Origin of the sequence: Actinacidiphila sp. bgisy167 (genome assembly GCF_965342175.1) — a bacterium.
Classification (GTDB): Bacteria; Actinomycetota; Actinomycetes; order Streptomycetales; family Streptomycetaceae; genus Actinacidiphila.
Map to the genome: position 1 here is coordinate 15,529 of NZ_CBDRBL010000013.1, position 22,474 is coordinate 38,002.

Here is a 22,474-nt window from a genome sequence, read left to right on the forward strand (position 1 = left end):
CAGGTGATACCGGACGTCCGCCTGCCCTCCCCGCTGGTCGAACTGCACGACGACGAGCGACTCACCGCACGCGGCGTCCGGATGCTCGTCAAGCGCGACGACCTGATCCACCCCGAGCTGCCCGGCAACAAGTGGCGCAAGCTCCATCCGAACCTGCGGGCCGCCCTCGACGGCGGTCACCGCCGGCTGCTCACCTTCGGCGGCGCCTACTCCAACCACTTGCGCGCCACCGCCGCCGCGGGCCGGCTGCTCGGCATCGCCACCACAGGCGTCGTGCGCGGCGACGAGCTGGCCGGACGTCCGCTCAACCCCTCCCTCGCCCAGGCCGCCGCCGACGGCATGCGGTTGCACTTCGTCGACCGGACCACCTACCGGCGCAAGGACGAGCCGGAGGTCCTGGCGGCCCTCCTGGAGCGTCTGGGCCCCGCCTACGTCGTCCCCGAGGGCGGCAGCAACGCGCTCGCCGCGCGCGGCTGCGCGGACCTCGGTGAGGAGCTGCGCGGCCGGGCGGACGTCGTGGGCGTGGCCTGCGGGACGGGCGGCACCCTGGCGGGCCTGGCGGCAGGGCTGGGCCCCGGGCAGCGGGCCATCGGCTTCCCGGTGCTCAAGGGCGGCGGCTTCCTGGCCCGGGAGATACGCCGGCTCCAGGAGGCGGCCTTCGGCGGGCCGCGCGGCGACTGGCTGCTGGACGACCGCTTCCACCACGGCGGCTACGCCCGCGTCCCGGCCGAGCTGCGGGCGTTCGCGGAGGACTTCGGCGGGCGGCACGGCTTCGTCCCGGACGGCGTCTACGTCGCGAAGATGCTGCACGGACTGTTCTCGCTGGCGCACGAGGGCGCTTTCGCGCCCGGGACGACGGTCGCGGCCGTCGTGACCGGACGGCCGACCGGTTAGCCTTGCTGGCATGATCCGAGCCGCGACCCCCGGTGACGTCCCCGAGATCCACGCGATGATCCGCGAGCTCGCGGAGTACGAGCGCGAGCCGGACAGCGCGCGGGCCACCACGCAGCAGCTCCACGACGCGCTCTTCGGCCCCGAAACGGCCGTCTTCGCACTCATCGCCGAGGACGACGCCCTGGGCGTGCCCGTGGGCTTCGCGCTGTGGTTCCGGAACTTCTCCACTTGGACCGGCACCCACGGCGTCTACCTGGAAGACCTGTACGTGCGCCCCCACGCGCGCGGTGGCGGCCACGGCAAGGCACTGCTCGCCGCACTCGCCGCCGAGTGCGTCGAGCGGGGCTACGAACGCTTCGAATGGACCGTGCTGGACTGGAACGAGCCGTCCCTCGCCTTCTACCGTGCGATGGGGGCCCGTCCCCAGGACGAATGGACGGTGCAGAGACTGACCGGCGAACCCCTTCGTGCTCTCGCTGAGCAGGCACGTGTCAACAAAGCGACATTTCTTTCGAATTGAGTCCATCGACCGACTGCCACGTTGCGTGCCGAAGCGCCTACTATGGGTGACAGCCGCGAGGTGCCGGGTCAGGGCTCATTCGCGGCGGCGACCGTGCTCCGTCCGGGCGACACCGGGGTACGGATCGCGATAGCGTCGCTGGCGAACCGAACCAGATCAGTGCAATGCCGATGAGGGCAGTGCGTGTGCCACCTTGGAGGTGAGGGTGTCCCAGATCGCAGGCGAGCCCGGGTCGAAGGACTTCGTCGAGGTCCGGCTGCCCGCGGCGGGGGCCTACCTGTCGGTGCTGCGTACGGCGACGGCAGGGCTGGCGGCCCGCTTGGACTTCACCCTCGACGAGATCGAAGATCTGCGCATCGCCGTGGACGAGGCGTGCGCCATCCTGCTCCAGCAGGCCGTCCCGGGGTCCGTACTGAGCTGCGTCTTCCGCCTGGTGGGGGACGCGCTGTGGGTGACCGTGTCGGCGCCCACGACCGACGGCCGCGCCCCGGAGCGGGACACCTTCGCCTGGACGGTGCTGTCCGCACTGGCCGGCGAGGTGGACTCCAGCGTGGCCGACGACAAGACCGTGAGCATCGCCCTGCACAAGAAGCGCGGTGCCGGACCGGGACAGCTGTAACGGGGGAATCGTCATGAACGATCTGGAAGGCAGCGCCCCAGGGGTGCGGGGCCGCCCCGTACCCGCCCCTGCGGCGCGGCATGACGAGGCGCGGCCGCATCCCGGCACCGGACCGGTGGCCGGCCTCGGGAGCAGTGACTCGGCCGGGCAGACGGATCAGGCGGATCGCATGGCGCAGGAGCAGCAGGAGCACCGGCAGGAGCAGCACGGGCGCCCCGAGGCCCATGACCGGGCCGGGGCCAGGGCGCTCTTCGTGGAGCTCAGCAAGCTCCCCCCGGGCTCCCCGGAGCGCGCCGAGCTGCGCAACCGGCTGGTCCGCATGCATCTGCCGCTGGTCGAGCACCTCGCCCGGCGGTTCCGCAACCGCGGCGAGCCGCTCGACGACCTCACCCAGGTCGCCACGATCGGGCTGATCAAGTCCGTGGACCGCTTCGACGTGGAGCGCGGGGTGGAGTTCTCCACCTACGCCACCCCGACCGTCGTCGGCGAGATCAAGCGGCACTTCCGCGACAAGGGCTGGGCGGTGCGCGTCCCGCGCCGCCTGCAGGAGCTGCGGCTCGCCCTGACGACGGCGACCGGTGAGCTCTCCCAACTGCACGGTCGCGCCCCGACGGTGCACGAGCTGGCCGAGCATCTGAAAATCACGGAGGAGGAGGTCCTGGAGGGCCTCGAGTCCGCCAACGCCTACAGCACCCTCTCCCTGGACGTGCCCGACACCGACGACGAGTCGCCGGCCGTCGCCGACACCCTCGGCGCGGAGGACGACGCGCTGGAGGGCGTGGAGTACCGGGAGTCGCTCAAGCCACTGCTGGAGCAGCTGCCGCCGCGCGAGAAGAAGATCCTGCTGCTGCGCTTCTTCGGCAACATGACCCAGTCGCAGATCGCCCAGGAGGTCGGCATCTCCCAGATGCACGTCTCCCGGCTGCTGGCCCGCACGCTGGCCCAGTTGCGCGACAAGCTCCTGGTCGAGGAGTGACGAGCGGGCGGGGGTGAGGCGGCGCCCGGCGGGCGCCGCGGTTCACCGCTCGGCCGTGCGCGCGATCCCGAGGGCCTCGGTGGCCGACGGATGGACCAGGAGCACCAGCTCGGCGAGGGCGGCCGCGCCCAGGGCGGCGCCCACGGCGGTCATGACGCCGTCCGCCTGCACCATCGTCCAGGCGACGGGGAGGGCGACGAGCTGGATGATCAGCGCGGGGCCGCGGCTCCAGCGGCGCGCGTGCCACAGACCGTAGGCGGCGGCCAGCGGCATGGCCGCCAGCGCGAGGACGGTCACGCCCCCGGCCTCCGCCTGGCGCGGGCTGTCGGGGTCACCGACGAGCCCCAGGACCAGCATCGCGATCCCCCAGGCCGCCAGGGCGGCTCCTTCCAGTGCCGCGACCGCGGCCGCCGCCGCGAGGCGGCGCGTACGGCCCGGCTGCGTCGCGGGCCTCTCGTTGCCACTCACCCCAGCAGGGTAGCCGCCGTGCCCGGGCCACCAGGGGTGCGGCCCGGTACCGCCCGGTAGGTACGCTGGCGGGCATGCGCGCCCTTCTCGTGGTCAATCCAGCCGCCACCACCACCAGCGCCCGGACCCGTGACGTCCTCGCGCACGCGCTCGCCAGTGATCTGGATCTGGAGGTCGCCGCGACCGAGTACCGCGGCCACGCCCGCGACCTCGCGCGCCAGGCCGCGGAGGGCGGGGAGACCGAACTGGTCGTCGCCCTGGGCGGGGACGGCACGGTCAACGAGGTGGTCAACGGCCTGCTGCACAACGGCCCCGACCCGGAAGGGCTGCCGATGCTCGCCGTGGTGCCCGGCGGGTCCACGAACGTTTTCGCGCGCGCCCTGGGGCTCCCCAACGACGCCGTGGAGGCCACCGGCGCGCTGCTGGACGCGCTGCGCGAGCGCCGCTCCCGCACGGTCGGCCTGGGCCTGGTGAGCGGCACCCCGGGCACGGAGGACGAGGGGGTGCCGGCGCGCTGGTTCACCTTCTGCGCCGGGCTGGGCTTCGACGCGGGTGTCGTGGGGCGGGTGGAACAGCAGCGCGAACACGGCAGGCGCTCCACCCACGCGCTCTACATACGCCAGGTCCTGCGCCAGTTCCTCACCGAGCCCAACCGCCGCGCCGGCACGATCACCCTGGAGCGGCCGGGCGAGGACCCGGTGACGGACCTGGTGCTGGCCATCATCTGCAACACCGCGCCGTGGACCTACCTGGGCAACCGCCCCGTCTACGCCTCTCCGCGGGCGTCCTTCGACACCGCCCTCGACGTGCTCGGACTCTCCCGGCTGTCCACCGCCGCGGTCGCCCGCTACGCCACCCAGTTGCTGCGCTCGACGCCGGAGCGCGGTCCCGAGGGCAGGCACGCGGCCTCCCTGCACGATCTGACGGACTTCACCTTGCATTCGCAGGTGCCCCTGCCCTTCCAGGTGGACGGAGACCACCTGGGACTGCGAATCAGCGCAACCTTCACAGGCGTTCGCCGTGCACTGCGGGTGATTGTGTAAGCAGAAGGACACAAAGTCCTTTCACTCGAACGTTTAGACTGCCCTGCACCCCATGGAAGTACGGCTGTGACGGAGCCGACACCGAGGATTCAAAAAAAACTTTCCGGAAGGGGTTGTATCCGCAGCCCAGGTTTGCGAGGCTCTTCCTGGCGATCGGGAGAGCCGCTCATCGGCCGTCGTCGGTAGCCGGAATCCTCACCACTTCCCAGCGGGACCGCCCCAGGAGACTGGGCGATGTCCCGTGTCGTGTCGGGGGATTCGTGAAAGCGTTCACATTCACAAGCAACACCTGTGCAACACAAGGAGATGGAGCAGCCATGGACTGGCGTCACAACGCCGTTTGCCGCGAGGAAGACCCCGAGCTCTTCTTCCCCATCGGCAACACCGGTCCTGCGCTGCTGCAGATCGAGGAAGCCAAGGCCGTCTGCCGCCGCTGCCCCGTGATGGAGCAGTGCCTGCAGTGGGCGCTGGAGACCGGCCAGGACGCCGGCGTGTGGGGTGGTCTCAGCGAGGACGAGCGTCGCGCGATGAAGCGCCGCGCCGCCCGCAACCGCGCCCGCAACGCCAGCGCCTGACGCACTCGCTTACCCCCGAGCCGCAGCGCGCAGCACCTCCGACCGCGCAGCATCGCGACGCGACGCGAAGAGCCCCGGCCGCTCCCCGAGCGGCCGGGGCTCCGGCGTTCCCGCCCTCCGGCCCAGGGCGGGCCTCAGTCCTCCAGGGTGAGTTCCAGGACGACCTTGGTGCCGCGCCCCTCGGCCGGGACCATGTCGAAGGTTCCGCCCAACTCCCCCACCACCAGCGTCCGTACGATCTGCAGCCCCAGGTTGCCCGCCCGCTGCGGGTCGAACTCGGCGGGCAGACCGCGCCCGTCGTCCCGCACCGCTATCCTCAGGCTCCGCCCACGGCGCTCGGCGGCCACCTCGACGGTGCCCTGCTCACCCGGCCCGAAGCCGTGCTCCAGGGCGTTCTGCAGCAACTCGGTGAGCACCATCGACAGCGGGGTGGCCACCTCCGCCGTCAGGACACCGAACCGGCCGGTACGGCGCGTGGTGACCCTGCCCGGGGAGATCTCGGCGACCATCGCCAGCACACGGTCGGCGATCTCGTCGAACTCCACGCACTCGTCGAGGTTCTGCGAGAGCGTCTCGTGCACGATCGCGATCGAACCGACGCGGCGCACCGCCTCCTCCAGCGCCTCCCGGCCCTTGTCGGAGTCCATCCGCCGGGCCTGCAGGCGCAGCAGCGCCGCGACCGTCTGCAGGTTGTTCTTCACCCGGTGGTGGATCTCCCGGATGGTGGCGTCCTTGGTGATCAGCTCGCGCTCCCGGCGGCGCAGCTCGGTCACGTCCCGCAGCAGCACCAGGGAGCCGCTGTGCGTGCCCTTGGGGCTCAACGGGATCGCCCGCATCTGGATGACGCCGCCGTTGCCCTCGATCTCCGTCTCCCGCGGCGCCTTGCCCCCCGCGACGGTCACCAGCGCCTCATGGCTCTTGGTCCGCGAGGGTGCCAGCTCCGTGGAGACCGAGCCCAGGTGGTGGCCGACGAGGTCGGCCGCCAGGCCGAGCCGGTGGTAGGCGGAGAGCGCGTTGGGGCTGGCGTACTGGACGACGCCTTCGGCGTCGAGCCGGATCAGGCCGTCGCCGACGCGCGGCGAGGCGTCCATGTCCACCTGCTCGGACGGGAAGGGGAAGCTGCCCGCCGCGATCATCTGCGCCAGGTCGGAGGCGCTCTGCAGGTAAGTGAGCTCCAGGCGGCTGGGGGTCCGCACGGTAAGCAGGTTGGTGTTGCGGGCGATGACGCCGAGTACCCGGCCCGCACGGCGTACCGGGATGGACTCGACCCGCACCGGGACCTCCTCGCGCCACTCCGGGTCGCCCTCCCGGACGATCCGGCCCTCGTCGAGTGCGGCGTCCAGCATCGGGCGGCGGCCGCGCGGCACCAGGTGGCCGACCATGTCGTCCTGGTACGAGGTCGGACCGGTGTTGGGCCGCATCTGAGCGACCGACACATAGCGGGTCCCGTCCCTCGTCGGAACCCACAGCACAAGGTCCGCGAAGGAGAGGTCGGAGAGCAGTTGCCACTCCGACACCAGCAGATGGAGCCACTCGAGATCGGAATCATCGAGGTCGGTGTGCTGGCGTACGAGTTCGTTCATGGAGGGCACGCAAATGAGCGTACCCGCGCTCATGGCGGGCACCGCCATCAAGGTCCCGCGAAGGCCTCCGACGACCTATGATCTGAGGGCATCATCTTATGGACAGACGGAGTGGTCTAGTCCAGAATTGACGCACGACCGACTTCCGTCCTTCCCGCACAGAAGGATGGAGCGAGGCCGGGGCGCTCTCTGCCCTGACTGCGCCAGGCCTCACGGTCGGCTCTCACGGACCGCGGGAACCGCACACCCCGCGTGTCACGGGCCGACGGCAGCTCCGGGCTGCGGTGCTGGGCGGGTTGAGGGTCCCGTCCCGGCGCCGCGGCCCGAAGTGACCCCCAGGAGCTCCCCACCCGGCGCCCCGCCCCGTTCAACGCGTCTCGGTCACCTTCGCGAGCGCCCGCGGCGCATCCGGATCCTGGCCCCGCGCGATCGTGACCTCGTACGCCAGCATCTGCAAGGGCAGGATCTCCAGAATCGGCTGCACCTCCTCCGCGACTTTCTCCGTCGGCAGGACGAAGCCCGCCGAGGCGGCCTCGACCGCCGCCCGGTTGCCGATGACCACGAGGTCGGCCCCGCGGTCGCGGAGCCGGTCGAGCACCGGCTGGAGCGCCTCGCCGCCCCTGCCCTCGGTGACGATCGCGATGACCGGGAAGACGTTGTCGACCATGGCCAGCGGCCCGTGCAGCAGGTCGGCGCCGGAGAAGGACAGAGCCGGCACGTAGCTGGTCTCCATCAGCTTGAGCGCGGCCTCCTTCGCGGTCGGGTAGCCGTAGCCGCGCGAGGTGAGCACCAGCCGCTCGGCGAAGCGGTAGCGTGCGGCGAGCGCCCTGACCTCGTCATGGCGGGCGAGGATCTGCTCGGCGAGCTCCGGCAGGACCTTGGCGGCGCTGCCGTCGCCGCCCCGCAGCCCCTCGACGAACAGGTAGAGCGCGAGCAGTTCGGCCGTGTACGTCTTGGTCGCCGGCAGCGCCTTCTCCGGGCCGGCCAGCACGTCGATGTGGAACTCGGAGACCCCGGCCAGTGGCGAGCCGGGGTTGTTGGTGACCGCCAGGGTGATCGCACCGGCCTCGCGCGCGGCCCGGGTGGAGGCCACCAGGTCCGGTGAGCCGCCGGACTGGCTGACCGTGACGACCAGGCAGTCCGTCAGGTCCGGGCGGGCGCCGTACGCGGTGGTGGTCGACATCGAGGTCAGCCCCGCGGGCTTGCCCAGGACCACCTCCACCAGGTACTTCGCGTACAGGGCCGCGTTGTCGGAGGTGCCGCGCGCGGTGAGCAGGACGAAGCGCGGCCCGCGCGCGGCGATCTCCCGAGCCGTCCGGAGGATCCGCGGGGCGCCCTCCTCGAGGATGCGGCGCAGCACCGCGGGCTGCTCGGCCATCTCTCCGGCCATGATCCGGCCCGGCATCGGCCGGCCGGTAGGCGTCGGGACGGACATCTGCGGGCCTCCAGGTGATCCGTGCGGACGGGCAACGGCGGACCTCAGTCGCCGGCCGCCTTGCCCGCGATGACCTCCGCTGCCGCCACCCCGCACACCCGGGCGGCGCCATGGGTCGCGATGTGCAGCGCGCCGGAGGGCGGCGCCTGGGGTACGCCCATCTCCACCACCACGGTGTCCGGGCGGTCGGCGAGCAGCGAGCCCAGTGCCTCGGCCATCCAGGGATGGCGGTGCACGTCGCGCACCACTGCGACGATCCTACGAGTCCCCGCCGCCCTCAGCACCTGTGCGGTCAGGGCGTCGCACTGGCGGAAGCGCCCGGTCACCGTGCCCGGCAGGAGCCGGTCGAGCTCGGCGGCGACGCCCCACGGGGTCTCGTCACCGACGGCGATGTTGGCGACCGGGGTGAAGGCGGCGACGTAGGGCGGCCCCGTGATCGGCAGGTGGCCGTCGGTGCGGGTCACGCGCAGCGCGCGGCGTGCCGCCGCCAGGCCGATGCCGGGGTCCGGCTCCGCGGACGCCCGCACAGCGGAGCGCTCGGCCGCCCAAGCGGCCAGGCTCCGCACCCGTGCGGCGGCGTCGGCGAGCCGGGCCCGGGGCAGGGCGCCGTCGCGTACGGCCGCGACAATGGCGTCACGCAGGGCGACTACCGTCTCCTCCTCGGCGAGGCCGCCGCCCACGCAGATGGCGTCGGCGCCGGCGGCGAGCGCCAGTACGGTGCCGCGCTCCACGCCGTAGGTGTCGGCGATGGCGCGCATCTCGATGCCGTCCGTGACGATCAGGCCGTCGTAGCCGAGTTCGTCGCGGAGCAGTCCCGTGAGTGCGGCGGGGCTGAGGGTGGCGGGGCGGTCCTGGTCGAGTGCGGGCACGAGGATGTGCGCGCTCATCACCGCCTTGCTGCCGGCCGCCAGCGCGGCCCGGAACGGGGCGAGTTCGCGGGCGTGCAGGGTGTCCCGGCCGACGTCCACCCGGGGCAGGGCGTGGTGGGAGTCGACGGAGGTGTCGCCGTGGCCCGGGAAGTGCTTGGTGCAGGCGGCGACCCCGGCGGACTGCAGGCCCTCGACGTAGGCCGCGGTGTGCCGTGCCACCAGCGCCGGTTCGGAGCCGAAGGAGCGCACGCCGATGACCGGGTTGCGAGGGTCGGAGTTGACGTCCGCAGAGGGCGCCCAGTTGAGGTTGATCCCGCAGGCTGCCAGCCGGTGGCCGAGGGCGGCGGCGACGTCACGCGTCAGGGAGGTGTCGTCGACGGCGCCGAGGGCGAGGTTGCCGGGGAAGGAGGAACCGCGGCGGGCCTCCAGCCGGGTCACGTCGCCGCCCTCCTCGTCGGCGGCGACGAGGACCTCGGGCCGTACGGCGCGCAGCTGCGCGGTGAGCGCGGCGAGCTGTCCGGGCGACTCGATGTTGCGGGCGAACAGGGCGACGGAGCCCAGTCCCTCGGCGAGCCTGCGCAGCAGCCACTCGGGGGCGGTGGTGCCGTGGAAGCCCGGTTGCAGGACGGTGAGGGCGTCGCGGACGAGGACCTCGGTGTCCGCGGCGCCGTCGTGGGTGTGGCTCAAGCTCCCGGTCATCCTTTCACCGCCCCGGCGGTCAGTCCGGCGGCGACCTTGCGCTGCACCAGCAGGAAGAAGATCACCACGGGTATGCCCATCATGGTCGAACCGGCCATCATCGGCGCGTAGTCCGTGCCCCGCGAGGTGACGAAGTTGCCCAGCCACACGGTGGCCGTCTGGTGCTCCTGGCTCATGATGAGCATCGCGTACAGGTACTCGTTCCAGGCCTGGATCAACGCGTAGATGGACGTGGCGACGAGACCCGGGGCGAGCAGCGGCAGGACGATCCGGAAGAACGCGCCCATGCGGGTGCAGCCGTCGACCAAGGCCGACTCCTCCAGCTCCTTGGGGATGTTGACGATGAATCCGCGCAGCGTCCACACCGTGAAGGGGAGCACGAAGGTCAGGTAGGTGATGATCAGCCCGCTCAGCCTGTCGATCTGGTCGATCTGGTTGAGCAGCAGGAAGACCGGGATGATCATCGCCACCAGCGGCACCATCTGCACGGCGAGGATGGCGACGATCACCGCCTTGCGGCCGCGGAAGACGAAACGGGAGATGGCCAGCGCCGCCAGCAGCCCGATCGCCAGGCCGAGCCCGACGGTGCAGCCGGAGACGATCAGGCTGCGGCCGACCGCGCCCCAGAAGTCGCCGACCTGCAGGGCGTCGGAGAAGTTCTGGAAGGACAGGCTGGTCGGGAAGAACTTGGGGTCGGGGTCGATGGCGTCCTTCGCGGGCTTGAACGCCGTGTTGAGCATCCAGTAGACCGGGAAGCCGCAGACCGACACGACCAGCAGGCCGATCAGGTTCCAGACCGTCCGCCCGCCGCGCCGGTGCCGCCGGGCGGCACGCGCGGCCGGAGCCGCCGCCGGCGCCCTCTCGGCGGGAGCCGTCTCGAGCATGGTCGTCACTCCACCTCTCCGATCTTCAGCATCTGGCGCATGTAGACGGCCATCACCCCGAGCAGCAGGAGCACCGTGACGACGGCGATGGCCGCGCCCGCGTCGTAGTCGTTGGAGACGAAGGCCTGGTCGTAGGAGTAGGTGGTGAGCACCTGGTACGCGGGTTCGGGGTGTCCGTCGCGCATCAGGAAGACCTGCGGGAAGACGCCCATGTCCCAGATGACCGACAGCGTCGTCAACATGACGATGATCGGCCTCAGTACCGGCAGGGTGACGTGCCGGAAGACCTTGACCGGCCCGGCGCCGTCCATACGGGCGGCCTCCTCCAGCTCCCTGGGCACCTGGGTGAGGCCGGCGTGCAGGGTGATGGCGACGAACGGGATGGCGCCCCACACCACCATGAGGGTGATGACGAGGAAGCCCTGCTTGGTGTCGGTGAACCAGTTGTGGCCGCTGAAGTCGGCCCCCGGCAGCCGGCTGAGCAGCCAGTTGAGGACGCCGTAGTCGCTGTCGAACATCCACTTGAAGACGGTGATGGCGACGACCACGGGCATCGCCCAGCTCGCCACCAGCACGATGTTGATCAGCGCCTTGACCCAGGGCGAGACCCGCTGCATCAGCAGCGCCACGCCCATGCCGACGACGAGCGTGAGCAGCACCGCCGCGAGGGTGAACAGCAGCGTGCGCAGGACGACGCCCCAGAAGACCTCGTCGCCCAGTACGCGGGTGTAGTTGGCGAATCCCTGCCAGTCGCCGGGCAGCCCCTGCCAGAGCTCGGCCTGCCCGAACTGCTTGAAGGAGAGGGTGACCAGCCTGACCAGCGGATAGCCGAGGACCAGTAGCAGGACGCCGATGGTCGGCGCGAGCAGCGCCCACGGCAGGGCGGCTCCGCCGAAGCGGCGGGGCCCGCGGCCCGCTCCCGCCGGCCGCGGGCGCGGCGCCTCGTCCAGCGGTGTGTCAACGGCACTCATCATGTGCTCCTCGGGTACTCCAGTCCCTGGCGTCGCGCCGGGGCCGGCCGCCCTGGGGCGGCCGGCGGGCGTCGGTCACTGTGTTGCCCGTGTGCCGGTCAGCCGGCGTTGATCACCGCGTTGATCTGCTCGTCGGCGGACTTGGTCGCGTCCTCGATCGAGGCCTTGCCGACGGCGATGTCGTTCAGCATGTTCTGCAGGATCTGCTTCTTCTCGACCTGCAGCCAGCCGGGGGCGGTCGGGACGAACCAGGTGTTCTCGTTGGCCCGGGCCGAGGCCGCCGTCGCCGGGTCGTCCATCAGCGGGGCGAGCAGCGAGGTGGCGTTGGGCAGGTTGCCCTTGGAGATCAGCACCTTCTGGGCGGCGCTGTCGGTGAAGGCGTTGATCCAGTCGGCGGCGAGGTCCTGCGCGGTGGACTTGGCCGGGATGACGAGGTCGGAGCCGCCGATGAAGTTCGGCAGCAGCTCGCCGTTGGGGCCGGGCAGCGCGAAGGTCTCGAGGTTGTCCTTCAGCTTGCCGGTCTTGTCGGTCTTCGGGTCTGCGGCGGCGCCGCCCTCCCAGCTGGCGCCGTAGATGAGCGCGGACTTGCCCTGGCCGTAGACGATGTAGCGGTCCGACTCGTCCTTGTTCTTGTCGCCGTGGAAGTACGTGTCCAGGACGGACTTCCAGGTCTTCAGCCCTTCGACGGACTTGGGGTCGGAGAGGGTGGCGGTCCACTTGCCGCCCTCCTCCTTGGCGACGTCGCCGCCGGCGTCCTTGACGAAGGCCAGTGCGGTGTACCAGTCGCGGCTGGGCTGGTACCAGGCGGAGAACGTGTCGCCGTTCTTCTGCTGGATCTTGTCGAGAGCGTCGGTCAACTCGGCCCAGGTGGTCGGCGTCTTGGTGACGCCCGCCGCCTTGGCGACGTCCTTGCGCCAGGTCCCGACGCGGGCGCCGGCGTAGTAGGGCACGCCGTAGGTCTTGCCGTTGTACGTCACGGAGCCCTCGAGGGCGTCCAGCCAGTCGCCGGAGTTCTCGAACCTGCTCTTGTCGACGGGTGCGAAGGCGCCCTTCACCAGGTAGCCGAGCGTCTCGGTGTTCCCCATCTCCACGACGTCGGGCACGTTCTTGGTGGCGAGGACGGCGTCGAGCTTCTGGTTCTTGGCGGTCCACTCGTAGTACTCGTGGCGGACCTTGACACCCTTGTGCTTGGCCGCGAAGGCGTCGTCCGCCTGCTTGACCAGCTCCGGCCAGTTCTTCTGTGCGTCGACCGTCAGCCAGACGGTGATCTCCTTGGGCGCCGCGGCCTTGGCGGAGCCCTTGTCGTCCGAACCGCAGGCCGCAACGCCGGCGACCATGACGGCGACACCGATCGCCGCGATCAGCTTGCGCTTCACAACACCCTCCCCAGGGCAGCGAATTCAGTGGTGTAGACCAGTGCCCGAAGCTTGGCCTAGACCTTTGGGGGTGTCAAGGGTGTACCAGAGCACCGGGCGCGTCCGTTACCGGACCGACATCTGGGCTCGTAACGCGACATGGGCCCCGGCCGTGCCACCATGTGAGCCGCGAATGACGGAGGAACCGGTGACGGCAGCACGACAGCACTCGGGAGCAGAGGCGATGGGGACCGACGGCGAGGCCGGCGCAGCGGTGACGGATACCGCGCAGGCCACCGGGGCCGCGGCCGGACGGACCGCGCGGGTGCCGAAGTACTACGGCCTCAAGCGCCATCTGCTCGAACTGACCCAGACGATGCCACCCGGCTCACCGGTGCCCCCTGAGCGGACCCTGGCCGCCGATTTCGACACCTCGCGCACCACCGTGCGACAGGCGCTGCAGGAGCTGGTGGTCGAGGGCCGACTGGAGCGCATCCAGGGCAAGGGCACCTTCGTCGCCAAGCCCAAGGTGTCCCAGGCGCTGCAACTGACCTCCTACACCGAGGACATGCGCGCCCAGGGCCTCGAACCGACCTCCCAGCTGCTCGACATCGGCTACATCACCGCCGACGACCGGCTCGCCGGACTGCTGGACATGAAGGCCGGCGGCCGCGTGCTGCGCATCGAGCGCCTGCGCCTGGCGAACGGCGAGCCGATGGCCATCGAGACCACCCACCTGTCCGCCAAGCGCTTCCCCGCGCTGCGCCGCAGCCTGGCGAAGTACAGCTCGCTCTACACCGCGCTCGCCGAGGTCTACGACGTCCGGCTCGCAGAGGCGGAGGAGACCATCGAGACCTCGCTCGCCACCCCGCGCGAGGCGGGCCTGCTGGGTACGGACGTGGGGCTGCCGATGCTCCTGCTGTCCCGGCACTCGATCGACACCGGCGGCGAACCGGTGGAATGGGTGCGTTCGGTCTACCGCGGCGACCGCTACAAGTTCGTCGCGCGGCTACAACGCCCCTGACGCCGACCGGATTCCCGGTCCCGCCGATCGTTTCCATAACGCAATGCAGGCGGGTAGTGACGCGAGTCCCGTCCTGACCCTAGATTGCCTGCGCATTACAGCGGAGCAAAAGATCAGGACGGAGCCGTAGCAATGTCCGAACCATCCGGAACCTCCGAACGGCCACCGGTGGTCACCCCCACCCGAGTGATCGCCGGTCTCTGCCTCGTCATCCCCTTCCTCGCCATGCTCTGGGTCGGCTCGTACGCCAAGCTGACCCCGGAGTTCGCCGGCATCCCCTTCTTCTACTGGTACCAGATGCTGTGGGTGTTCCTGTCCTCCGGACTGACGTACATCGCGTACGTCCTGGTCCGCCGTGAGGAGCGGGCACGGAAGGAGGCGGCGAAGTGAAGGACGGCGTCAACGGCGTCGCGCTCGCCGTCTTCATCTTCTTCTTCCTGGTCGTCACCGTCCTGGGCTTCCTGGCCGCGCGCTGGCGCAAGGCCGAGAACGCCCTGCACCTCGACGAGTGGGGCCTGGGCGGCCGCAGCTTCGGCAGCTGGATCACCTGGTTCCTGCTGGGCGGCGACCTGTACACGGCCTACACCTTCGTGGCGGTGCCGGCGGCGGTCTACGCGGCGGGCGCGGCCGGCTTCTTCGCCGTGCCGTACACGATCCTGGTCTACCCCCTGATCTTCACCTTCCTGCCCCGCCTGTGGTCGGTCTCCCACAAGCACGGCTATGTCACCACCTCGGACTTCGTGCGGGGGCGGTTCGGCTCCAAGGGCCTGTCACTGGCCGTCGCCGTCACCGGCATCCTGGCCACCATGCCGTACATCGCCCTGCAGCTCGTCGGCATCCAGGCCGTCCTGGACGTGATGGGCGTCGGCGGCGGCGAGTCGACCAACTGGTTCATCAAGGACCTTCCGCTGCTGCTCGCCTTCGGTGTGCTGGCGGCGTACACCTACTCCTCCGGGCTGCGGGCGCCGGCGCTGATCGCGTTCGTCAAGGACACGCTGATCTACCTCGTCATCGCGGTGGCGATCATCTACATCCCGATCAAGCTGGGCGGCTTCGACGACGTCTTCGCCAAGGCCGGGGAGGCCTACCAGCAGGTCAACCCCGCCACCGGCAGCCCCCGCGGATCGCTCGCCCCGGGCGACAGCGCCCAGTGGGCGTACGGGACGCTGGCGCTGGGTTCGGCGCTCGCGCTGTTCATGTACCCGCACTCCATCACCGCCGTGCTCTCCAGCCGCAGCCGTGACGTCATCCGCCGCAACACCACCGTGCTGCCGCTCTACTCGCTGATGCTCGGTCTGCTGGCGATGCTCGGCTTCATGGCGCTCGCCAGCGGCGTCGGCGCCGGGGTGAAGGGCTACAACGGCCAGTTGGCGATTCCGCAGCTGTTCGAGAACATGTTCCCGTCCTGGTTCGCGGGTGTGGCGTTCGCCGCGATCGGCATCGGCGCGCTGGTGCCCGCGGCGATCATGTCGATCGCCGCGGCCAACCTCTTCACCCGCAACGTCTACAAGGACTTCATCAAGCCGGACGCCACCCCCGCACAGGAGACCCAGGTCTCCAAGGCGGTCTCGCTGCTGGTCAAGGTCGGCGCCCTGGTCTTCGTCCTCACCATGGACAAGACCGTCGCGATCAACTTCCAGCTGCTCGGCGGCATCTGGATCCTGCAGACCTTCCCGGCCCTGGTCGGCGGCCTGTTCACCCGCTGGTTCCACCGCTGGGCGCTGCTGGCCGGCTGGGCGGTCGGCATGGTCTACGGCACCTGGGTGGCGTACGGCGTCGCGAGCCCGACGCAGAAGCACTTCGGCGGCTCCTCCGACACCATCCCGGTCATCGGCCAGATCGGCTACATCGGCCTGACCGCCTTCGTGCTCAACGTCGTGGTCACCGTCGTCCTCACCGTCGTCCTGCGGGCCCTCAAGGCCCCCGAGGGCCTGGACGAGACCGTCAAGGCCGACTTCACCGCCGACGCCGGCGATCCCGGCGTGCGCAAGGACGCGCCGGTGGGCGCCGGTCACTGACCGCCGCACCGGCCACGATCACGGGCCGCCGCCCTGGGACGGGGCGGCGGCCCGTCGCCATGTGCACGAGCCGCACCCCGAGGGTGGTGTGCCGCAGTACGCCCGCAGGGGTCGCCGCCCACGCGGAGCCCTGGCCCATGCGTCGGCGGGGCAGACCTCGCCGCTGTGCGCGGCTGTGTCCCCGACTACCGTGACGGCCACGACCGGCGGCGGTGAGCCCGTCGCTGCGTAACCGCGTCGACACAACATCTGGGGGTGTCATGAGCGGGTGCCACTAGATGTATGCTCAACTCCGCTGTCGCCGCAGGGGAACCCGGTGCGAATCCGGGACTGCCCCGCAACGGTGAGCGGGCGCCCTGAGGCGTGCCCGCGAGTCCGGCTACCTGCCGACGGCCCGTCCGGCGCGCCGTCCGGACGGTGAAGTGTCCGGGCCTCGCGGGTTGGGCCGGCGGACGCGCCGCGGCATGTCCTGGCCTGCCCTGCGTGCGCCCTGTCGCTCCTCCGCGTCGCCGCCGTACGAGGGAGAGAGCACACGTGACCATCGCGCCCGCCGCACCCACCGCCGCATCGGACCCCGCCTCAACCGGGGCCGAACTGCTGCGCACCTTGACGGAACTGACCGCGGACCTCCCCGACACCGACCCCGGACGGGTCGCCGCCGCCGCGCTGCGCGGCCGCAGCGCCGCCGCGGACGAGGCGGAACTGCGGGCGCTGGCCACGGAGGCCGCCGCCGGGCTCATCGCGGAGGATCCGCAGTACTCGCGGCTCGCCGCCCGGCTGCTGACCCTCGCCATCGCCGACGAGGCGGCGGGCGAGGGCGCGGTCTCCTTCTCCTCGTCCATCGCGGTGGGACACCGCGAGGGCCTGATCGCCGACGGCACCGCCGCCTTCGTGGGCGAGCACGCCGCACGCCTGGACGCCCTCGTCGACCAGGCGCTGGCCGAGGGCGCGGACGACCGCTTCGGCTACTTCGGCCTGCGCACCCTGCACAGCCGCTATCTGCTGCGCCACCCGATCACCCGCCAGGTCATCGAGACCCCGCAGCACTTCATGCTCCGCGTCGCCTGCGGCCTGGCGGAGGACCGCACCAGCCACTCGGTGGACGAGGTCGCGGCGCTCTACGGCCTGATGAGCCGGCTGGACTACCTGCCCAGCTCCCCCACACTCTTCAACTCGGGCACCCGGCATCCACAGATGTCCTCCTGCTATCTGCTGGACTCCCCGCTGGACGAGCTGGACTCCCTCTACGACCGCTACCACCAGGTGGCCCGGCTGTCGAAACACGCCGGCGGCATCGGCCTGTCCTACTCCCGCGTCCGCTCCCGCGGTTCGCTGATCCGCGGCACCAACGGCCACTCCAACGGCATCGTCCCGTTCCTGCGCACCCTCGACGCCTCCGTCGCCGCCGTGAACCAGGGCGGCCGCCGCAAGGGCGCGGCCTGCGTCTACCTCGAGACCTGGCACGCGGACATCGAGGAGTTCCTGGAGCTGCGCGACAACACCGGTGAGGAGGCGCGCCGCACGCACAACCTCAACCTGGCGCACTGGATCCCCGACGAGTTCATGCGCCGCGTCGACACCGACGGCACGTGGTCGCTCTTCTCCCCCGCCGACGTGCCCGAGCTCGTCGACCTGTGGGGCGAGGAGTTCGACGCCGCCTACCGCAAGGCCGAGGCCGCGGGCCTGGCCCGCAAGACCCTCCCGGCGCGCGAGCTGTACGGCCGCATGATGCGCACGCTGGCGCAGACCGGCAACGGATGGATGACCTTCAAGGACGCCTCCAACCGCACCGCCAACCAGACCGCCGAGCCCGGCCAGGTGATCCACTCCTCCAACCTCTGCACGGAGATCCTGGAGGTCACCAACGACGGCGAGACCGCGGTCTGCAACCTCGGCTCGGTCAACCTCGGCGCGTTCGTCCGGGAGGACGCCGGCGCCGGGGAGGACGTCATCGACTGGGAGCGGCTGGACGCCACCGTCCGCACCGCGGTGACCTTCCTCGACCGCGTCGTGGACATCAACTTCTACCCGACCTCCCAGGCCGCCTCCTCCAACGAGCGCTGGCGCCCGGTGGGCCTGGGCGCGATGGGCCTGCAGGACGTCTTCTTCAAGCTGCGGCTGCCCTTCGACTCCGCCGAGGCCGAGGCGCTCTCCACGAAGATCGCCGAGCGCATCATGCTCGCCGCGTACGAGGCCTCCTGCGACCTGGCCGAGCGCCACGGCCCGCACCCCGCCTGGTCGCGGACCCGCGCCGCCCGCGGCGTGCTGCACCCCGACCACTACGCGACCGAGGCCGCCTGGCCCGAGCGCTGGCAGGCGCTGCGCGCCCGTGTCGCCGCCACCGGCATGCGCAACTCCCTGCTGCTGGCCATCGCCCCGACCGCCACGATCGCCTCGATCGCCGGTGTCTACGAGTGCATCGAGCCGCAGGTCTCCAACCTCTTCAAGCGCGAGACGCTCAGCGGTGAGTTCCTGCAGGTAAACTCCTATCTGGTGGCCGACCTGAAGAAGCTCGGCGTGTGGGACGCGCAGACCCGCGACGCCCTGCGCGAGTCCAACGGCTCGGTGCAGGAGCTGAAGTGGATCCCCGCGGACGTGCGCGCGCTCTACCGCACGGCCTGGGAGATCCCGCAGCGCGCCCTGATCGACATGGCCGCGGCCCGTACGCCGTACCTCGACCAGAGCCAGTCGCTCAACCTCTTCATGGCCTCGCCCACCATCGGCAAGCTCAGCTCGATGTACGCGTACGCCTGGAAGCAGGGCCTGAAGACGACGTACTACCTGCGCTCCCGCCCGGCCACGCGCATCGCGCAGTCCGCCCGCGCGGCGGCCCCGGTCCCCGCCCAGGCGACGCCCGACGCCGACGCGATCGCCTGCTCCCTTGAGAACCCCGAATCCTGCGAGGCCTGCCAGTGATGAGCCCCACCAAGAACCTGCTCGACCCGGGCTTCGAGCTGACCCTGCGCCCGATGCGCTACCCGGACTTCTACGAGCGCTACCGCGACGCGATCAAGAACACCTGGACCGTGGAGGAGGTCGACCTCCACTCCGACGTCGCCGACCTCGCCAAGCTCTCCGCCGGCGAGCAGCACATGATCGGCCGCCTGGTGGCCTTCTTCGCCACCGGCGACTCCATCGTGGCGAACAACCTCGTGCTGACCCTGTACAAGCACATCAACTCCCCCGAGGCGCGGCTCTATCTGTCGCGGCAGCTGTTCGAGGAGGCCGTGCACGTCCAGTTCTACCTGACGCTGCTCGACACCTATCTGCCCGATCCCGAGGAGCGCGCGGCCGCGTTCGCGGCCGTGGAGAACATCCCGTCCATCCGTGAGAAGGCGCAGTTCTGCTTCCGCTGGATGGACTCGGTGGAGTCCATCGACCGCCTGGAGACCAAGGCGGACCGCCGCCGCTTCCTGCTCAACCTGATCTGCTTCGCGGCCTGCATCGAAGGCCTCTTCTTCTACGGCGCCTTCGCCTACGTCTACTGGTTCCGCTCCCGCGGCCTGCTGCACGGGCTCGCCACCGGCACCAACTGGGTGTTCCGCGACGAGTCGATGCACATGGACTTCGCATTCCATGTCGTGGACACCGTCCGCGCGGAGGAGCCGGACCTCTTCGACGAGGAGATGGGCAAGCAGGTCACCGCGATGCTGGAGGAGGCCGTCGAGGCCGAACTGCAGTTCGCCCGCGACCTGTGCGGCGACGGTCTGCCCGGGATGAACACCGACTCCATGCGCGAGTACCTGCAGTGCGTCGCCGACCAGCGCCTGGTCCGCCTCGGGCTGCCCGCCCGCTACGGCTCGGAGAACCCGTTCTCCTTCATGGAGTTGCAGAACGTCCAGGAGCTGACCAACTTCTTCGAGCGCCGCGCCTCCGCCTACCAGGTGGCGGTCGAGGGCACGGTCTCCTTCGACGACGACTTCTGATCCGGCGCGGGGGCGGGGCACGGCGGTCGCCGCTGCCCCGCCCCCGCCCGTGCGCGCGGTCAGAACGCGGTGACCTGGAGGATGTAGACCCGTTCGTGCCGGGGAACGACAAGGTAGAGGAAGAGGCCGTTCGCGACGGTTGCCATCTTCGTCCCCTCCCCGACGCCTTGGAAAGCGGTCCCGTCGAGGTACCGCGCCTCGGCGGCGCGAACCAGTTCCCCAGCCTTCTCCTCCACCTGCGTGACCAGTGCCTCGGGAGCGGGGTTCTCCCCGCCGACCACGTACTGCTCACCGGGCTCGTACTCCCAGGCCCAGCTCACTCACCCACCGCCGCACGGGCCTGATCGAAGATCGCGCGGATCTCGGCCATCGCCGCCTTCCACGCGGGATCGTGCCTGTCGAGGGTCTGGGCCGTGTGCTCGGCCGAGCGCAGACGTCCCGCAGTGTCGAGATCGCGGGCGATCTCGACATGGACGGCCCAGGCGCCGAGGAACGCTCGCAGCGGCTCGATCGAGCCCGAATCGACGGAAAGGGCGATCGCTTCGTTCTTCTGCTGCTCCATCTCCGCGAGACGATGAGGCGCCACCTGCGCGAGCGCCGCACGGAGTGCCTCGGGAGTTCTGGCCGGCCGTGCGATGAGCTCTGTCCCGTGGTGCTCGGGCTGGGTGGTCATGATGCGGTCCTCCTCCGGGTACCGCGGTTCAGCCTAGCCACTGCCGTCGCGCCTCGGCGTTCCTCCCACACCCGTCCACCGTGGGAGCCGGGTCTCGTGGTGGTGTGCGGCAGTGCCGCGCGGGGTGCCCGAGCGGACGCTCAGTCGTTCGGCACGACCTCGTACTTCGGGGTGGACTCCGCCATCTGCTTCAGCGCGTCCTTGCGGTCCCGCTTGGAGAGCCGGTCGATGTAGAGGTACCCGTTGAGGTGGTCGGTCTCGTGCTGCAGGCAACGGGCGAAGAAGCCCTTGCCCTCGACGACGATGTCGTTGCCGTGCAGGTCCTGGCCGCGGCAGATCGCGTAGTCGGGGCGCGGCAGCTCGGCGTAGGCGCCCGGCACGGACAGGCAGCCCTCGTTGCCGTCGTCCAGGACGCGCCGTTCGGCGGGGAGGTCGTCGATGACGGGGTTGACCACGTGGCCGACGTGCCGGACGCCGTCGTCGTCCGGGCAGTCGTACACGAACACCCGCAGCGGCACGCCGATCTGGTTGGCGGCGAGGCCGACGCCCTCGGCGGCGCGCTGGCTGGCGAACATGTCGTCGATCAGCGCGGCCAGCTCGTCGTCGAAGGACGTGACCGTCGTGCACGGCTGATGCAGCACCGGGTTGCCGACGACCGTGATCGGGCGGGCCGTGCCGCGCTCGCGGTGGGCGGCCTCACGCTCCTCCGCGTCCGTCACGTCGTCGGTGAATGCGGTCTGCTCGGTCTCCTGCTGCGACATGGTCCGTCGTACGCCTTCCTGGGGCATTCTGTGAAGCTGGACAGCCCATCAAGAGTACGTGCCCGCGACGGTGTCAGCAGACCTCTTCGAGATCGCGCCAGTCCCGGGTGTCCGGGCTGTCGGCGACCCAGCCGTCCAGCAGGCCCTTCACCAGCCCGACAGGCGCCGCGATGCCGCACTCGCGCTCGGGGGCCCACAGGGCGCCCGGAGTGCGGTGGCTGAGGTGGCCGGGGTGGCCGGGTTCCCCGTGGTCGTGCGGGTCGCGCGAGGCGTCGGAGCCGTCGTCGGTCGGCATCCGGCTCTCGGAGCAGGTGCGGCAGAGCAGCCGTACCGAGGACGACCAGTCCTCGGCGGCGTATCCGGCGTCGGCGGCGAGCTGCTCCAGGGCGTCGCGGTCCGCCTCGGTCGCCGCCTCCAGCAGGACGAGCCAGGTCGGCACGGGCGAGGGCGCCCACAGCTCGATCTCGTCGAAGACGGGGTAGGTCGCGCCGTCGGCGGTGCGCCGCTCGCCGTGCGGGACGCCGTCGTGGAGCACGACCTCGCCCCAGCGGCGGCCGGAGGACGGCAGCGGGATGCTCAGCACCTCGATCCGGGCCGGGTCGATCCGCCGGCCCCACACGACCTCGGCCTCGCCTTCCGGGGAGAGCCGCACCGCGGAGCTGCCCAACTGCATCTCGACGGGGCCGCTCCCCCCGGCGTCGGGGCGCAGCCCGTACGCCTGCCAGGCGCGGCGGGCGAGCGGCCAGTCCTGCAGGGCGGTGGCGGCGATGCCGACGTTCCACCAGTCGGGAGCGCCGGGCGCGCGGTCCAGCAGGGCGACGGCCCGCAGACCGGTGGTGCGCGCCTGCTCCCAGTCGTGCCGGAACTTGTGCAGCAGCGCGAGGTTGTACCAGGACTCCGAACGCCAGGGCTCCAGATCGGCGGCGCGGGTGAGCAGCGCACCGGCGTCCTCGTACCGTCCGTCGCTGATCAGCGTGAACGCCCGGTCGGTCGCCTGCCGCCAGGTGGCGGACGGCCGATGCCGTGCCCTGCCGAAGATCCTCAAGGTGTCCCGCCTGCCGTTCGCTTGCGCTGGTGCCCCACGGTGCCCCGTCCGTTCCCCCACGTCCCGTGCTCAGCGGTGCTCATCAGTCCTCCTTGCCATCGGCAGGGCCTGTCACACACGGCCGGGCTCGTCGTTT

The 22,474-nt window shown here is 70.9% G+C and carries 22 protein-coding genes and 1 riboswitch; of the genes, 11 read left to right on the top strand and 11 right to left on the bottom strand.

All coding sequences use genetic code 11. The features are described 5' to 3' along the window. Positions 1-3: 3 nt before the first annotated feature. The 4 genes from ACRWND_RS07560 to ACRWND_RS07575 all read left to right on the top strand — a co-directional run bounded on the left by ACRWND_RS07560 (position 4) and on the right by ACRWND_RS07575 (position 3,009). Positions 4-894 (top strand): 1-aminocyclopropane-1-carboxylate deaminase/D-cysteine desulfhydrase, encoded by an 891-nt coding sequence (locus tag ACRWND_RS07560; protein ID WP_431947261.1) that lies wholly within the window; start codon positions 4-6, stop codon positions 892-894. Positions 895-904: 10 nt separating this feature from the next. Then, a complete protein-coding gene (locus ACRWND_RS07565) occupies positions 905-1,414 on the top strand; it encodes an N-acetyltransferase family protein (RefSeq protein ID WP_431947263.1) in 510 nt (169 codons plus the stop codon). Positions 1,415-1,619: 205 nt separating this feature from the next. After that, positions 1,620-2,033 carry an anti-sigma regulatory factor gene (locus tag ACRWND_RS07570; RefSeq protein ID WP_319138557.1) on the top strand — a complete coding sequence of 138 codons (414 nt, stop codon included), beginning with the start codon at positions 1,620-1,622 and terminating at the stop codon, positions 2,031-2,033. Between the two features lie 13 nt (positions 2,034-2,046). Beyond that, positions 2,047-3,009: an RNA polymerase sigma factor SigF gene (locus ACRWND_RS07575; protein WP_431947265.1), complete on the top strand. Its 963-nt coding sequence runs from the start codon at positions 2,047-2,049 to the stop codon at positions 3,007-3,009. Between the two features lie 42 nt (positions 3,010-3,051). On the opposite strand, the gene ACRWND_RS07580 is transcribed toward ACRWND_RS07575, so the two are convergent. Next, positions 3,052-3,477 carry a hypothetical protein gene (locus ACRWND_RS07580; RefSeq protein ID WP_431947267.1) on the bottom strand — a complete coding sequence of 142 codons (426 nt, stop codon included), beginning with the start codon at positions 3,475-3,477 and terminating at the stop codon, positions 3,052-3,054. 74 nt (positions 3,478-3,551) lie between these two features. Here ACRWND_RS07580 and ACRWND_RS07585 point away from each other — a divergent pair, with 74 nt between their 5' ends. Both ACRWND_RS07585 and ACRWND_RS07590 read left to right on the top strand, forming a co-directional pair. Beyond that, a complete protein-coding gene (locus ACRWND_RS07585) occupies positions 3,552-4,520 on the top strand; it encodes a diacylglycerol/lipid kinase family protein (protein WP_431947269.1) in 969 nt (322 codons plus the stop codon). A gap of 317 nt (positions 4,521-4,837) precedes the next feature. Then, entirely contained in the window at positions 4,838-5,095 is a 258-nt protein-coding gene (locus tag ACRWND_RS07590) for a WhiB family transcriptional regulator (RefSeq protein ID WP_018563321.1), read from the top strand. A 134-nt stretch (positions 5,096-5,229) separates the two neighbouring features. On the opposite strand, the gene ACRWND_RS07595 is transcribed toward ACRWND_RS07590, so the two are convergent. The 6 genes from ACRWND_RS07595 to ACRWND_RS07620 form a co-directional block, all read right to left on the bottom strand. Next, positions 5,230-6,678 (bottom strand): sensor histidine kinase, encoded by a 1,449-nt coding sequence (locus ACRWND_RS07595; protein ID WP_431947406.1) that lies wholly within the window; start codon positions 6,676-6,678, stop codon positions 5,230-5,232. Positions 6,679-7,045: 367 nt separating this feature from the next. After that, entirely contained in the window at positions 7,046-8,113 is a 1,068-nt protein-coding gene (locus ACRWND_RS07600; protein WP_431947271.1) for an SIS domain-containing protein, read from the bottom strand. Between the two features lie 44 nt (positions 8,114-8,157). Further along, a complete protein-coding gene (locus tag ACRWND_RS07605; protein ID WP_431947273.1) occupies positions 8,158-9,681 on the bottom strand; it encodes a glycoside hydrolase family 3 protein in 1,524 nt (507 codons plus the stop codon). After that, positions 9,678-10,565 carry a carbohydrate ABC transporter permease gene (locus ACRWND_RS07610; RefSeq protein WP_431947275.1) on the bottom strand — a complete coding sequence of 296 codons (888 nt, stop codon included), beginning with the start codon at positions 10,563-10,565 and terminating at the stop codon, positions 9,678-9,680. Before ACRWND_RS07610 ends, ACRWND_RS07605 begins: the two co-directional genes overlap by 4 nt. A gap of 5 nt (positions 10,566-10,570) precedes the next feature. Further along, positions 10,571-11,536: a carbohydrate ABC transporter permease gene (locus ACRWND_RS07615; RefSeq protein ID WP_431947277.1), complete on the bottom strand. Its 966-nt coding sequence runs from the start codon at positions 11,534-11,536 to the stop codon at positions 10,571-10,573. A 98-nt stretch (positions 11,537-11,634) separates the two neighbouring features. Continuing rightward, positions 11,635-12,912, bottom strand: a complete 1,278-nt coding sequence (locus ACRWND_RS07620; protein ID WP_431947279.1) for an extracellular solute-binding protein — start codon at positions 12,910-12,912, stop codon at positions 11,635-11,637. A 223-nt stretch (positions 12,913-13,135) separates the two neighbouring features. Between ACRWND_RS07620 and ACRWND_RS07625 the strand changes: the two genes are divergently transcribed. The 5 genes from ACRWND_RS07625 to ACRWND_RS07645 all read left to right on the top strand — a co-directional run bounded on the left by ACRWND_RS07625 (position 13,136) and on the right by ACRWND_RS07645 (position 19,859). Then, a complete protein-coding gene (locus tag ACRWND_RS07625) occupies positions 13,136-13,915 on the top strand; it encodes a GntR family transcriptional regulator (protein ID WP_431947408.1) in 780 nt (259 codons plus the stop codon). A gap of 132 nt (positions 13,916-14,047) precedes the next feature. After that, the gene (locus ACRWND_RS07630; protein ID WP_431947281.1) at positions 14,048-14,305 is read left to right on the top strand and encodes a DUF3311 domain-containing protein; all 258 of its coding nucleotides are present in this window, start codon (positions 14,048-14,050) and stop codon (positions 14,303-14,305) included. After that, positions 14,302-15,933 carry a monocarboxylate uptake permease MctP gene (gene mctP / locus ACRWND_RS07635; protein WP_431947283.1) on the top strand — a complete coding sequence of 544 codons (1,632 nt, stop codon included), beginning with the start codon at positions 14,302-14,304 and terminating at the stop codon, positions 15,931-15,933. The genes ACRWND_RS07630 and mctP overlap by 4 nt, the downstream gene beginning before the upstream one ends. 307 nt (positions 15,934-16,240) lie before the next feature. After that, positions 16,241-16,317: riboswitch (cobalamin riboswitch) on the top strand. Between the two features lie 150 nt (positions 16,318-16,467). After that, positions 16,468-18,849 carry a ribonucleoside-diphosphate reductase subunit alpha gene (locus tag ACRWND_RS07640; protein WP_431947285.1) on the top strand — a complete coding sequence of 794 codons (2,382 nt, stop codon included), beginning with the start codon at positions 16,468-16,470 and terminating at the stop codon, positions 18,847-18,849. Then, on the top strand, positions 18,849-19,859 hold the full coding sequence (locus ACRWND_RS07645; protein ID WP_431947287.1) for a ribonucleotide-diphosphate reductase subunit beta: 1,011 nt from the start codon (positions 18,849-18,851) through the stop codon (positions 19,857-19,859). The genes ACRWND_RS07640 and ACRWND_RS07645 overlap by 1 nt, the downstream gene beginning before the upstream one ends. Before the next feature lie 59 nt (positions 19,860-19,918). On the opposite strand, the gene ACRWND_RS07650 is transcribed toward ACRWND_RS07645, so the two are convergent. The 4 genes from ACRWND_RS07650 to ACRWND_RS07665 all read right to left on the bottom strand — a co-directional run bounded on the left by ACRWND_RS07650 (position 19,919) and on the right by ACRWND_RS07665 (position 22,338). Further along, positions 19,919-20,179, bottom strand: coding sequence for a hypothetical protein (locus ACRWND_RS07650; RefSeq protein WP_431947289.1), 261 nt, complete (start codon positions 20,177-20,179; stop codon positions 19,919-19,921). Beyond that, a complete protein-coding gene (locus ACRWND_RS07655; RefSeq protein ID WP_431947291.1) occupies positions 20,176-20,532 on the bottom strand; it encodes a DUF6247 family protein in 357 nt (118 codons plus the stop codon). Before ACRWND_RS07655 ends, ACRWND_RS07650 begins: the two co-directional genes overlap by 4 nt. Before the next feature lie 140 nt (positions 20,533-20,672). Further along, positions 20,673-21,293, bottom strand: a complete 621-nt coding sequence (gene def, locus ACRWND_RS07660; protein ID WP_431947293.1) for a peptide deformylase — start codon at positions 21,291-21,293, stop codon at positions 20,673-20,675. 73 nt (positions 21,294-21,366) lie between these two features. After that, entirely contained in the window at positions 21,367-22,338 is a 972-nt protein-coding gene (locus tag ACRWND_RS07665) for a tetratricopeptide repeat protein (RefSeq protein ID WP_431947295.1), read from the bottom strand. Between the last annotated feature and the right edge of the window lie 136 nt (positions 22,339-22,474).